Source organism: Stenotrophomonas sp. YJH_SMC_110 (genome assembly GCF_059369255.1).
On record NZ_JCAFSM010000001.1, the window covers coordinates 763,430 to 775,599 of the forward strand.

The 12,170-nt window shown below is 61.8% G+C and carries 16 protein-coding genes; 8 read left to right on the plus strand and 8 right to left on the minus strand.

Annotated features, from left to right (window positions below; genetic code table 11):
- The first annotated feature begins 125 nt into the window (after positions 1 to 125).
- Positions 126 to 980, plus strand: a complete 855-nt coding sequence (speE, locus tag AC5P6H_RS03425; protein ID WP_008268330.1) for a polyamine aminopropyltransferase — start codon at positions 126 to 128, stop codon at positions 978 to 980.
- Between the two features lie 124 nt (positions 981 to 1,104).
- Here the strand turns inward: speE and AC5P6H_RS03430 are convergent, their stop codons facing one another.
- Positions 1,105 to 2,010 (minus strand): aspartyl/asparaginyl beta-hydroxylase domain-containing protein, encoded by a 906-nt coding sequence (locus AC5P6H_RS03430; RefSeq protein ID WP_168708244.1) that lies wholly within the window; start codon positions 2,008 to 2,010, stop codon positions 1,105 to 1,107.
- A 436-nt stretch (positions 2,011 to 2,446) separates the two neighbouring features.
- Here AC5P6H_RS03430 and AC5P6H_RS03435 point away from each other — a divergent pair, with 436 nt between their 5' ends.
- On the plus strand, positions 2,447 to 3,106 hold the full coding sequence (locus tag AC5P6H_RS03435; RefSeq protein ID WP_032958814.1) for an RIO1 family regulatory kinase/ATPase domain-containing protein: 660 nt from the start codon (positions 2,447 to 2,449) through the stop codon (positions 3,104 to 3,106).
- Between the two features lie 123 nt (positions 3,107 to 3,229).
- Here AC5P6H_RS03435 and AC5P6H_RS03440 read toward each other — a convergent pair whose 3' ends face one another.
- Complete coding sequence (locus AC5P6H_RS03440; RefSeq protein ID WP_005411374.1) at positions 3,230 to 3,568, minus strand: P-II family nitrogen regulator; 339 nt, start codon at positions 3,566 to 3,568, stop codon at positions 3,230 to 3,232.
- 155 nt (positions 3,569 to 3,723) lie between these two features.
- On the opposite strand from AC5P6H_RS03440, the gene ubiK (AC5P6H_RS03445) reads away from it, so the two are divergent.
- A complete protein-coding gene (ubiK, locus tag AC5P6H_RS03445; RefSeq protein WP_049441951.1) occupies positions 3,724 to 3,975 on the plus strand; it encodes a ubiquinone biosynthesis accessory factor UbiK in 252 nt (83 codons plus the stop codon).
- 40 nt (positions 3,976 to 4,015) lie between these two features.
- On the opposite strand, the gene AC5P6H_RS03450 is transcribed toward ubiK (AC5P6H_RS03445), so the two are convergent.
- Together AC5P6H_RS03450 and AC5P6H_RS03455 are read right to left on the minus strand one after the other, a co-directional pair.
- Positions 4,016 to 4,423 (minus strand): hypothetical protein, encoded by a 408-nt coding sequence (locus tag AC5P6H_RS03450; protein ID WP_152906994.1) that lies wholly within the window; start codon positions 4,421 to 4,423, stop codon positions 4,016 to 4,018.
- Positions 4,424 to 4,449: 26 nt separating this feature from the next.
- Positions 4,450 to 4,947 carry a hypothetical protein gene (locus AC5P6H_RS03455; RefSeq protein WP_495202310.1) on the minus strand — a complete coding sequence of 166 codons (498 nt, stop codon included), beginning with the start codon at positions 4,945 to 4,947 and terminating at the stop codon, positions 4,450 to 4,452.
- A gap of 72 nt (positions 4,948 to 5,019) precedes the next feature.
- Here AC5P6H_RS03455 and ubiK (AC5P6H_RS03460) point away from each other — a divergent pair, with 72 nt between their 5' ends.
- Positions 5,020 to 5,271 carry a ubiquinone biosynthesis accessory factor UbiK gene (gene ubiK, locus AC5P6H_RS03460; RefSeq protein ID WP_197605348.1) on the plus strand — a complete coding sequence of 84 codons (252 nt, stop codon included), beginning with the start codon at positions 5,020 to 5,022 and terminating at the stop codon, positions 5,269 to 5,271.
- 126 nt (positions 5,272 to 5,397) lie between these two features.
- Positions 5,398 to 5,832, plus strand: a complete 435-nt coding sequence (gene arr / locus AC5P6H_RS03465) for an NAD(+)--rifampin ADP-ribosyltransferase (protein WP_053495282.1) — start codon at positions 5,398 to 5,400, stop codon at positions 5,830 to 5,832.
- Here arr and AC5P6H_RS03470 read toward each other — a convergent pair.
- The 4 genes from AC5P6H_RS03470 to AC5P6H_RS03485 all read right to left on the minus strand — a co-directional run bounded on the left by AC5P6H_RS03470 (position 5,825) and on the right by AC5P6H_RS03485 (position 8,605).
- A complete protein-coding gene (locus AC5P6H_RS03470; RefSeq protein ID WP_495202311.1) occupies positions 5,825 to 6,271 on the minus strand; it encodes a DUF4279 domain-containing protein in 447 nt (148 codons plus the stop codon). The two genes, arr and AC5P6H_RS03470, sit on opposite strands and share 8 nt — an antisense overlap.
- 184 nt (positions 6,272 to 6,455) lie before the next feature.
- Positions 6,456 to 6,944: a hypothetical protein gene (locus AC5P6H_RS03475; protein WP_445391970.1), complete on the minus strand. Its 489-nt coding sequence runs from the start codon at positions 6,942 to 6,944 to the stop codon at positions 6,456 to 6,458.
- Between the two features lie 312 nt (positions 6,945 to 7,256).
- Positions 7,257 to 7,613: a CPCC family cysteine-rich protein gene (locus AC5P6H_RS03480; RefSeq protein WP_032958808.1), complete on the minus strand. Its 357-nt coding sequence runs from the start codon at positions 7,611 to 7,613 to the stop codon at positions 7,257 to 7,259.
- A 389-nt stretch (positions 7,614 to 8,002) separates the two neighbouring features.
- Positions 8,003 to 8,605: a DUF998 domain-containing protein gene (locus tag AC5P6H_RS03485; RefSeq protein WP_495202312.1), complete on the minus strand. Its 603-nt coding sequence runs from the start codon at positions 8,603 to 8,605 to the stop codon at positions 8,003 to 8,005.
- Positions 8,606 to 9,376: 771 nt separating this feature from the next.
- Between AC5P6H_RS03485 and AC5P6H_RS03490 the strand changes: the two genes are divergently transcribed.
- Genes AC5P6H_RS03490 through AC5P6H_RS03500 form a run of 3 tightly spaced genes read left to right on the plus strand, consistent with a single transcriptional unit; the run spans position 9,377 to position 12,002 of the window.
- Positions 9,377 to 10,432 (plus strand): radical SAM/SPASM domain-containing protein, encoded by a 1,056-nt coding sequence (locus tag AC5P6H_RS03490; RefSeq protein WP_329890580.1) that lies wholly within the window; start codon positions 9,377 to 9,379, stop codon positions 10,430 to 10,432.
- The gene (locus AC5P6H_RS03495) at positions 10,429 to 11,469 is read left to right on the plus strand and encodes a hypothetical protein (protein WP_154582516.1); all 1,041 of its coding nucleotides are present in this window, start codon (positions 10,429 to 10,431) and stop codon (positions 11,467 to 11,469) included. The genes AC5P6H_RS03490 and AC5P6H_RS03495 overlap by 4 nt, the downstream gene beginning before the upstream one ends.
- Before the next feature lie 17 nt (positions 11,470 to 11,486).
- Positions 11,487 to 12,002: a hypothetical protein gene (locus AC5P6H_RS03500; RefSeq protein ID WP_262087799.1), complete on the plus strand. Its 516-nt coding sequence runs from the start codon at positions 11,487 to 11,489 to the stop codon at positions 12,000 to 12,002.
- Positions 12,003 to 12,170: the final 168 nt, after the last annotated feature.

Below are 12,170 nucleotides of genomic sequence, written 5' to 3' on the forward strand. Positions count from 1 at the left end.
TCATGCGCGCCCGCGCCCGTGACAGGTTCCAACCTGAACGGGCCGATCCGTCCGGATGTGGCATCTGTGCCACGCGGCCCCGCCCGCCAGCCCGGCTCCACCCCTCCGAACAGGACTGTTTTCCAATGACTGACAGCAACAACTGGTACATCGAACACTTCGAGCGCACCGGCTCGGCCATCGGCTACCGCATCACCGGCAAGCTGGACGAGGTGCAGTCGCCGTTCCAGAAGATCGAGATCTTCCAGACCACCGACTGGGGCAACCTGATGACCATCGACGGGGCCATCATGCTGACCAGCAAGGACAACTTCTTCTACCACGAGATGATCAGCCACCCGGTGCTGTTCACCCATGCCGCACCCAAGCGCGTGGTGATCATCGGTGGCGGCGACTGCGGCACCCTGCGCGAAGTGCTCAAGCACAAGGGCGTGGAGAGCGTGACCCAGTGCGACATCGACGAGCAGGTCACCGTGATGGCGCGCAAGCACTTCCCGGAACTGTGCGACTCCAACGACGACGCCCGCGCCGAGCTGCTGTTCGACGACGGCGTGGCCTACATGGCCAACTGCCCGGCCGGCAGCGTGGACGTGGTGATCGTCGATTCGACCGACCCGGTCGGCCCCGGCGAAGGCCTGTTCAACAAGGCCTTCTACGAGAGCTGCTTCAAGGCCCTGAAGGACGACGGCATCCTGGTGCAGCAGTCCGAATCGCCGCTGATGCAGCTGGACCTGATCAACGAAATGCGCACCGAGATGGGCAAGGCCGGCTTCGGTTCGTTCAAGACCCTGCCGTTCCCGCAGCCGTGCTACCCCACCGGCTGGTGGAGCGTGACCATGGCGCGCAAGGGCGACAGCAGCTTCGACTTCCGCCAGGCCGACTCGGCCGCCAAGACCTTCAACACCCTGTACTACACCGCCGCGCTGCACACCGGCGTGCTGGTGACCCCGCCGTTCGTACAGGCGGCATTGAAGGGTTGATCCAAACAAAAACCCGCGCTGGCGACAGCGCCGGTTTTCTGCCTTCTGTAGAGCCGAGCCCACGCTCGGCTGCTCTTCGGACAGGTTGCGGTAAACCCAGCCGAGCATGGGCTCGGCTCTACAGTCAAAGCGCCCAGATGCCCGCAATCACCGCCACCACCAGGCCCCACTTGATCAGCTGGTAGGCCACCACGCTGCGCTCTCTGAGCGCCTTGGCCTTCAGGCGTACCTTGTACAGGCCGCCGAACGCCTTGTTGACGCCACCGGTCGGGTCACCCGGCAGGTTCGGCGATGCACCACCGGCCAGCAGCGTGGCCGCCACCGCGCGGTTGAACAGGCCCGGCAGGCCGAAGCGCAGCGGGCGGGCGATGTCGCAGAACAGGATCACCCGGTCCTGCTGCGTCTCGTTGTGCGCATGGTGGATGTAGGTCTCGTCGAACATCATCCACTCGCCGTCGCGCCAGCTCTTCTTGATGCCGTCCACTTCGATGTAGCAGGCATCGTCGTTGGGCGTGCTCAGGCCCAGGTGCAGGCGCAGCGAGCCAGCGAACGGGTCGCGGTGCGGGCGCAGCTCACTGCCCGGTGGCAGCTGCGCGAACATCGCCGCACGCACGTCCGGGATCGACTCGATCAGCGCCGTGGTCTTCGGGCACAGCGTCTTCGCCGACGGGTGCGACGGGCCGTACCACTTCAGGTAGAAGCGCTTCCAGCCACGACGGAAGAACGAATTGAAGCCGGCATCGTTGAACGTGCTGGAGGCAGCGATCTTCTGCGCGTCGCGCAGCGCCAGCGCCTCGTCGCGGATCATCTGCCAGTTCTGGCGCAGCGGCTCCAGCTGCGGGAACTCTTTGCCCGGGTCCAGGAACGGCGTGGTCGGCACCTTCGAGAACATGTACATGACCACGTTGATCGGGGCCATGAAACTGGAGTGGTCCAGCAGCTGGCGCGACCAGCGCGCGCGGACCTTGCCACGGAAGTGGATGTACAGCACGCAGGCCACGAACAGCGCTGCAATGACGATTTTGATGATCAAAGCACTTTCCTCCAGCCGCGGCCGGAACGGGAAACGGGGCGATGCACGGCCAGGCGGCCAGCACCGGTTCGGAACGCGGCAGGGGACGGGGACGTGCCGGAGGGGGGCGGCCGCCGATGTCGCGGGTTAACAGCTTATGGTCGGCAGGGCGTGCGCCGGGGTCAAGCTGGACGTGCGTGGCGTTCAGCGCGCCGCCGATGAATGGGCTGGAAGCGCGCCCAACTCATTGATCCAGCGGGGCAATCCTTATAAGTGAGACGGAATTGTCCGATTCTGCGTGACGAACTGTTCCAGCCACGACCCCGACATTTCTCCGACAAATCGTGGAATAGCGAACTGGCGAGTACTAAAATTAACGAAAACTTAGTAACTCCCTGTAACACCGGTTCGCTTGACGCTTTGCGCCACCCACCGGGTCGTTCGAGACCCCGACATGCATCTTCCTGCTCTTCCCCCCTCCTCCTGCGGCAATGATGCCGCCTCCCCGCTGCTGCTCAAGCGCGGCGAACGTTTCCTGGCCCCCGACGTCTACCGCACCTGCCTGGACGGGCGCGAGGCGGTCATCAAGGACTACTCCCGCTACCGCGGCACTCCCGTTTCGCTGATCGCGCGACTGATGGTGCGCCGCGAGGCCCGCATGCTGCAGCGCCTCGGCGGCTGGAAGCATGCCCCCGCGCTGCTCGGCACCCTCGGTGGCCTGGCTCTGGGTATGGAGTTCATCCCCGGCCAAACCCTGAGCACCGCGCAGGCCGTCGGCAATGACGTGTTCGAGCAGCTGCAACACGCGCTCAGCCGTCTGCACGCCGCCGGCATCACCCACAACGACCTGCATGGCACCAACGTGGTGGTCAGTGGCGGCGTGCCGGTGCTACTGGATTTCACCTCCGCCTGGCGCGTACCCCGCTGGCTGCGCCGCGGCCCGCTGAGCCGGCAGATGCGCCGCAGCGACATGAAGAACCTGCTGAAGATCCGCCAGCGCGTGACCGGCCAGGCGCCGAGCGCCGCGCAGGCCGCATTGGTGGCCGACCCGGGCTGGGTCGCCGCCGTGCGCCAGGGCTGGAAGCGGTTCTACAAGTGGGCCAAGCGGCGGTAGGGGTCGAGCTCGCTCCCGCTTTACCGCTCTTTGTAGAGCCGAGCCCGCGCTCGGCTGCTGTTCCTGCATCGCGCGAAATGCAGCCGAGCATGGGCTCGGCTCTACAACATCCCGCCGAGCGGGTTACAACGCGTCCGCGTCCAACTCGCCGGTACGGATACGCACCACGCTGCCCAGGTCGTACACGAACACCTTGCCGTCCCCAATCTTGCCGGTGCCGGCGGCCTTCACGATGGCCTCAACCACCGCCTCCACCTGGTCATCGGTTACCGCCACTTCCAGCTTCACCTTCGGCAGGAAATCGACCACATACTCCGCGCCACGGTACAGCTCGGTATGGCCCTTCTGGCGACCAAAGCCCTTCACTTCCGTCACCGTGATCCCGGTAACCCCACGCTCGGCCAGCGCTTCGCGCACGTCGTCGAGCTTGAACGGCTTGATCACCGCCATGACCATCTTCATCGTCTATCTCCTGTCTTCCGGCGTGGAGGATAGCGCCTGAACGCGGCCCGTGCGAAGCCGCTGCCGCCTGTCCGGGCAGTGGGTGCCGGCAGTATCCTTGTGCCCGAACGGCCTGCCCGCGCCGGATGCACGGGCCCACCCCCACGGAGCACCCTATGATCGACCTGAACCAAATCGATGACCTCGCCCGTCGCCTCAGCGACCTGGTGCCGCCGGGCCTGCGCGAATCGCGCGAGGAACTGCAGGCCACCTTCAAGAGCGCGTTGCAGGCCGGCCTGGCCAAGCTGGACCTGGTCACCCGCGAGGAGTTCGAAGTGCAGCGCGCGGTGTTGTTGAAGACCCGCGAAAAGCTGGATGCGCTGGAAACGGCCGTGCGCGAGCTGGAAGGGCGCTCGACATCAGATTGAGTTGACGCCACTTTCGCCAGACAGCGAGGCGAAAAGCAGACTACCGCTCATCGTCAAACGCGAAGTGCCTCACATCCTCGAGATCGAACACGGCACGATCCTGCGTCAGCCGAATCCGCCCGGACACCTGCACGCTGGCAGAGATATTGCACAGCCCAGGACTGTTACGCTCCAGGCATATGCGCTTCTGTTCGGCGTAAAAACGTGCGACCGAACTGGCGGCCCCATGCTTGCCGATATCGAGGATTCGTGCGTCATCGCTGCAGTGGGAGTTGCGCAGAACCTCTTCGTGGCGGTTATCCGTTACATATCGAGCTGACAACACGACCTCGTCCCGATCGTATTCGCCGGGACTCTTAGCGATGGCACACAGCACTTCATCATGAGGATCATCCTTTACGGTTGTCGCCCCCCCACTGGCACATGCAGATAGCAGCAGGCCCAGCATGGGCACTAATGACGCTGATTTCATAATCATTTGTCCTTCTCGGTCTTGGGCTGACGCGCTTCCCAGTTTGCAACAGAACCCTCCACCCCCTTGGCCTGTTCATCCTTGCTGATGTTGATCCCGAGGCCTTTAGCAACAACCGCCTCCGTGCCGTAAGCACTCCGCTCTGTGGCACGAACCTCATCACTGGTGGCCGCGGGGCGTCCTCGCTCCGCCGTATCAATATCGTGCTGATCTTCATGGGCTATCACCTGCGCGCCCGTCTTCGGGCTGTCGACCTTGCTGAGATCGACAGTGACTGTCCCCTTCTGATTGGTATTGGCGAGCGTGACTACCTGTGTTGGAAGCCCATCTGCGGCGTAACTCCAAGTCTGGCTTCCGTTCCCATCGGGGAACGTTAGCGTCGAAATCCTGTTGAGCGCATCGTACGCCCGGTCAATGACCTGTAGCCCTTTTCCTAACAAGCCCCGCCAGCCACTGCCTTTGTGCTCGAAAAGTCCTAGGGAATGGACTGAGGAGGCCATCACAAGGTTTCATGCGTGGTTTAACTCGGCGGGCTGAAGATCGAACCGGCTGTTACCCCACGGCCCCTCCCCATGATCGACCTGAACCAAATCGATGACCTCGCCCGTCGCCTCAGCGACCTGGTGCCCCCGGGCCTGCGCGAATCGCGAGAGGAACTGCAGGCCACCTTCAAGAGCGTGCTGCAGGCCGGCCTGGCCAAGCTCGACCTGGTCACCCGCGAGGAGTTCGAAGTGCAGCGCGCGGTGTTGTTGAAGACCCGCGAAAAGCTGGACGCGCTGGAAACGGCCGTGCGCGAGCTGGAAGGACGCGGCGCCGCAGAATGAAAAAAGGAGGCGCACCGCGCCTCCCGTTTACAGATTATTTCCCGGATGGGGCCTTGCAGCAAGGCCCACCGGGCGCCCTAGACTCGCCGGCCTGTCGATCCGGCAGCACAGAGGGGGGCAGCAGCGATGGCGCAGGACACCGATTGGACACCCGTTTCGCATGACACCTGCGACCAGATCGCCGGGCCGTTCTATCACGGCACCCGCGCTGACCTGGCGGTGGGCGAGTTGCTGAGCGCGGGCTTCCGCTCCAACTACCGCGACAGCGTGGTGATGAACCACATCTACTTCACCACCATTGCCAAGGGCGCCGGGCTGGCTGCGGAGATGGCTCGCGGTGAAGGGCGGCCGCGCGTGTATGTGGTGGAGCCGACCGGGCCGTTTGAAGACGATCCGAACGTGACCAACAAGAAGTTTCCCGGCAACCCGACGCGATCGTATCGGAGTGCGCAGCCGTTGCGGGTGGTTGGGGAGGTTACGGAGTGGGAAGCCTACGACGCGGAGTTCGTTCGGCAGTTGAAGGCGTTTGTTGCTTCGGGGAGTGGGGAGATCATCAACTGATGGCCTGCTGGCGCTGGGCGTTGCGCACTTCTACATCGGCTTCATAGATGTCCAGCCCGAGCTCAATGCCGCGCTCACCCAAGGCGAGCAGCGCGCGAGGCGAAAGCGAGACACCACCGTTGCTGCTGCACATGAAAAGGCCACAGAACAGATCAGGCCGGAAGCGTGCCAGAGCCTGCCATACGGCGAGATCGCCGGTGAGTTGATCGAGGATCTCGAAGATCTGAGCGTCCAGATCTTCAGGCTCACGACGCTCCGCATCAAGTTGCCAGCTTCCAGTCCTGGCGATACGCACGGTGCCTGATCGGCTGCCTCTGAGTTCCTGGCCCTTGTGATGCGATGCGGTCGGGGTCGCCCCGAGCAAGGCACTGACTTCTTCGGGTAGGAGGTCATCCCCGAAGAATCGGAGGGTTACCAGGGAATGATCGAATGCTGCCATGGGAATCCAGCTGTCCTTTTCGGAACGTATTCCAGTGCGTAGGCCTCGTTGATGCCAGATTCCGGCCGGAACCGGACGACAGCAGCTTCGGAATAGGCCGAACCGGGGGAATCGGCTTGGGCTCAAACGGAGGGCTGGCCGGTCCCTACTTGAACATGTCCAAAAAGCCCAGCCGTAAAAATCATCAAGCCCCATCCGGAAGGCGGACCTGCGCCGCGCATTCTGCCGCAACGGACGCAACCGATGTGCCCTTCAGTCGTGAAAGTGCCGCAAGCGTACGTCGTTCATACGCCTCCGCGACTCCCGGATCTGGCTCGATGAACGGCGATATGCAGATGTCCTCGACCTTGAATCCCTGGGTGGTCAATGCCAAGACCCGCTCTGGCGTTTTGGGCAATGCACGGGCTACCGCGTAATTGATGGATAGCGAGGCGCCCGCATCTGAAAACGGCTTTAGCGCAGCCGCAACCTCAAGCCATGCAGGATCGCCTGACTCGATGCCAGCGGTGACCTGTCCAAACTCCCGCTCGTGCTGCCACAGGTCCCAAAGCACCTTGCGCCCCCCTTCGTTGGCAACGCGATTGAGCACGGCCTGTGCCGAAGGGCGATCCGCCGCGACTGCAGCTGCGCTGGCAATCGCAAGCACGAGTAGGAGCACTGTCATGTTTCTCATGGGACCTGACTCCCTGATGGATGGACCCTTGGATCCGGTCATACGACCTGCCCACAAAGCACCATGTGGCGTACTTTCCCCTGATACAGCGCGATCCTAGGGTGGCTGGGTTCGGCCATCAAGCCGGCGCATGGCCAGATCCAGGCATAGGATCAGACGCCCCGCCAAATCCACGTTCAAGACATTTGGGCCATGTCCGCTACGGGTCGCTGGCTGGTCAGTGATCCACAGGAAATACCCTGCGCGAGCCAATGTCCGCTCTCGGCCAGTGGTGGACATTCGCGAACGCCATGAGTTGAGCCGCGAAGTGCTTCAGATCGAAAGAACGCCCAGCATCGACCAGTAAGCCTCCTTCTCGTACGAGACACTCTTGCTGTGCCAGTGATTGCCGCCCCTTAGAGCTTCGTAGTGCCCGATCTCCGTGCTGGACAAAGGGCGCCAGCCAGATCCGCGGCGAAAGCCGCTTGCGACCTCGACGCCAAGGGGGAAACTGGAAAGAGCATTCTGCTGCGCTTGCGCCAGAGACTCGCCGTTGGCTCCGCCGGTGGATGTGGGGTTGGCAAGTTGCACTCCGTCATCCTCCCAGTTGCAGATCGGACATATGGCATGGGACCCGTAGACGTCTTCCAGGGTCAGGAAGCCACACGATGGACAAGGCAGATCGATCATTGAGAACCAAGAACCTCAGGTAGACGAATCACTGGACTGGCAGGTGTCGCGTAGGGCTGAAGGGGACGAACGTCCGCTTCGGATCGAGAGCGGCCTCTAGCATTCCGGGTCGCGTTGTCTGGCGCCGGCACGTTTGCATTCAGCGAAGAGCGGGCATCAATCGCAAGAGCCTTCTCTGGGCGCGGTTGCGCTACTTATAGCAGAAGGCGCGCACGACCTTTCCCCTCTTGCCACCCGTGGTGCCAGCATCAAGGAACAGATGGTTGAAGAGCACCCACGGCTTGAACAGCGAGCACACTGGCATGAATCCCGAGAAGATCACCTTGAGCTGGGGCCGGAGAATCGAGAAGTCCTTGTTCGGCCCTCTATGTTCCTGTCGCGCGCCCCCATCAATGCGCAGCCTGCGCCTTCAGCGCGCTTGAATCCCTGCGCAGCAGGTACAGCGTAACCAGGAACGGCCACAGCGAGTTGATCGACGAGAACAGGCGCTGTGTCAGCCCCCTGAATCCCTCCGGATCCGCCCCCACCACGTTCAACCAGAGATAGACAATCCCCGCGATGCTCACCACAGCGGTCACGGCGTACGCCCTTCGCTTGGCCGACCACGCGCTCAGTTCGATGTGCGACATCGCCGGTGCAATGATGTTGGCGATACCGATGGTGTAGAAGCCGTGCATCGGGTGGCCCATGGGCCAGAGCCCGTTGGTCAGCATGGAGATGCCAAAGATCGCCCAGCAGATTGCGCCTACGGCAATCCGCCGGCCGGACTCCCGCCATATCCCGATGGCAAACGCCACGAAGCCCACGCCGGAGCCGAGGGCGGCGATCCTGCCGCAGATGCTTGCAAGCGTGGGCGCCTGCAGCAGCTCGCTGGCGTGCTGCGCAAGCGGGTTGTAGCCCGGCGCGAACAGGGCAGCAACGCTGGTCCAGAACAGGAACCACGGAAGCGGGAGCAGACCCGCGCAGAGAAGCAGTCGGCTGCGGCGTGACACGTACAGTGGTCCTTGTTTGGCCTGCGCCAGTGGGTGGAATCCAGACGAACGCTGCAGAACCTTCCTACTGCGGGCAGGACGATCGTGAGTGACTACAACAGTAGTCAGATTGCGCGCGGCACTCGGTAGGTTCAATAGGCAAGAAGTCATTTAACCCATCCAGCGGGTGTCGCAGCGGTTCGGTTGCATGAGCGATCACGCATGCCCGATGGGCGAGTGCTGTCGCATTTGCCGCGCCTTACACCTCTGACTAAACGTTCTGACGAATCCGTTCCAGAAGTGCCGTTCCGCCAGGCATGCCAAGGCTCTCGCCTCTTCCAGTGCGATGCGCCAATACCGAGAACGTCTTGGGTTTTGGCGGCATTGACCCCTACCCCTTGGCATTCCGCATAACAGCAGGTAATCGTTACTGCGCCACCGTGCATCGGTGGTTGGAACTCAAAAACCGGATTGCTGGACGTAAGTTTGCGCTTGCCAGGCGGCTATGGCGGGCGCGACGTGGGGGCCTCATGCCCGCCGGCTTTGTCTAGCAACCGGTCTTCGAGCCACGCCCCGTCCAGCGCGAACGGTCAAGCCTTTCCCGATCAAGCCATCCGATCCGTAGGCCGGTCAGACCTGTCCCCCTCTCCTGCACCCCTCTATGGAACAGGCACCTGGATCGTGCAGAACGCCGCGCTGACGGTGCTGAAGTAGTCGACCGTAGTAGAGACGAACCAATGCTTCTGCACTCCCTTGAACTGCGTACTTTCTGTCCGAAAAGGAGGCTATGACGTGTTACTCGATCAGCATCTTTCTCCCCGCACCATCACGATGATCACGACCTATGGCTGCACCGCTGAGTGTCGCCAATGCTGCTTCGAGTCCAGCCCACGAGTCAAAGGCCGCCTATCTCTTGAAGCGATGACGCAGGCCATATCTGAAGCCAAACGGAGCTTTCCATCCCTGCTCATGGCTGTGTTCAGCGGCGGCGAGGCTACGATGCTCAAAGCGGATCTGACGGCCGCCATCGCGCATGCAACCCAGGAGGGCCTCTCCACCAGAATCGTCAGTAACGGTTCGTGGGGAAAGACGCTCGCAGGCGCACGCAGAATGATCGCCGAACTGGCACGTGCTGGGCTTAGAGAGCTGAATCTGAGCACGGGCAAGGACCACCAGGAGTGGGTTTCAGCCAAGAGCATCATGCATTGCGCCGTTGCCGCCGCCGAGCATGGACTGTTCTGCCTGATCACTATCGAAGCAGATGTTGAGGGGAACCCACACTTCCGCGCGGTGGTGGAGCAGAAGGAGGTTCAAGCGCTGGTTCGGGACAGGAGGATCGTCATTCAGTCCAACTCATGGATGCCATTCCAGGGAAACAGTGACGTACGCGTCGGCACAGTCGCGAAGGAAGCGCTGCGCAAAGGATGCAATCAGATCTTCGACAACATCGTTGTTACGCCCTATGGAGAGGTCTCTGCATGCTGTGGTCTGGCACTGGAGCACATTCCCGAAATGAAGCTTGGCAACGTCCAGCACGCGTCGGCCTCGGAGATCTATCGGCGACAGACAGGCGATTTTCTCAAGTACTGGATTCATGTGGACGGTCCGTACCGGATTGTCGAGCAGCTTCTTCCCGGCGACACCGTAGGGAATCTTCTGAAGGATGTTGTACATATCTGCCAGGCCTGCGTGATCCTCCACAAGAACGAGAACGTGCGCGCATGCCTGCGGGAAGGGCACAGGAAATTCATGTCCTCAGTGATGACCCGCTTCTTCCTGGCCAAAGCCGTTGATGCGGCCGGCCTGAAACTCACCACAAGCGAACCTGCCAAGGAGGCATTGCAATGAAGCGTCGTCGTTTCATCCAGTCCGCCCTCGTTGCCGCGACAGTGGCACCCGCTACAGCCGGAGCAACTGTGTCCAGCGCCGGCAAGCGGCTCTATGGAAAACCCGGGAGCCTGACAGGTGGGTCCCACGGAGCGGACCGGCTTTTGCTGCCCATTTCGCGGGCTGGAGTTCCAGCTGAGGGTTGGCTTGAGTACGCTCGATTCAGCGCGCTCATTGAAGATCTGCTTCTGGATCGCACGGCCAGTGCCGACTTCAACCGAGATCCTTCTGCGTTCCTGAAGACTCGAGGAATGGATGGCTCAGAGCTGGTGAAGAGTGATGTCAACGTGGCGCTGTTGGTCGCGATGTCTCAATCTGAAGTCAAGCAAGCGGTCCAAGATAGGGACTATCGCGCAGTAGTTTCCTATCTTCAGGCAGCCGGGACGTTCTCCCCTGTGTCCACTGATGCACTGACACAGAGGGTCGGTCAGATCATTCAGCGGAATAGGGATTCGATTGCAAACGAGCTGGAACTGACACCAGGCGCCAAGCTGGATCTGAAGACCTACAGGACGTTGCTGGCCACCTCGGGAGGCGGCGCCACGCCATTGGACACTGCTGCGCTGGCCTCTCTCAGTGACAGCAGCAGCACGCCCGAGGTTCTCGGCGCTTTCGCCGTGGTCGTCGCTGCCGTCGTCGCCGCCGTGGGTGTCCATTCAGCTGTTGTGGCGTTCACGCTTGCGGCCATCGTATCCAGCGTGTTGGTCAACGGTGGCGGCGAGGATAACGAGGAGAGCAGGACGGCTCGCCCGTACGGCGAGCTCCTGCAACGCACGGATCCGGGAGCCCGGCAGAACCTCGAGGTCGCGGCCCGCTTGGCGCGGCTTACTGGTTCGGCAGGGATATACGAATTGACCAAGGACGACTTGGCCAGAGCCGAACTTAGTGCGTTCTTTGCCGCGATGAAGGAACAGCATCTGCTCGACTACGACGACGGAGAATTGCCTGATCTGGTTGAAGCAACGCTGCTCCATACCGAAAAGTCAGTGGGGCGTTAGCTAGGAGATCCGAACCGATGCAATGTACGATTCCCATCTCATTGTTCACCCGCGGCGTGCTCTTTCAGGAACTTGTTCCCGCCGCTTTCCTCTTTATCTGCGCAGTAGGCTTGGCATTCTACGGCGGCCTGGAACCCAGGAAGAAGGCATTCGGAATTGCCGTCCTTTGCGCTATCGGCTTGGCGATGTCAGCCTCGACGGTCATGCTGGCCGTGCGCTCGAAGGTGGTGGTCGACAGAAGTGGTGTCAACCTGCATGCAGGCTTCTGGAGCGCTCATCTCCAACGTGGCTCACTGATTGATATCCAGGCAACCGACCAGATTGGTGCTTCCTTGCGCAAACGCACCAACGGCATGAGCTCGCAAGGAATCAATGCAGGCTGGTTCCAGGATCCAAGCGGGCGGAAGACTTTTGCAATATCTTCTGGCGCCACGCGTGTGCTGGTGCCGACAACCGCCGGGTTCAACCTGGTGCTGGATCGGTCGACATACGATGAGCTGAAGCGGTGTGGGGTTACCGCAAGCGACCGCTAGGCATTGCATCATCGTCATCTGACTACGTGGCTATCGTACCAGGGCGAGGGGATGGATACTCATCCCCTCATCCGCCTTCCGGCACTCTATCACTTTCCACCGACAGCTCGAGCAAATGCAGTTCCCGCAGCCTCGGGATGGACCCAGATCGCCAGCCGGAAGGACACC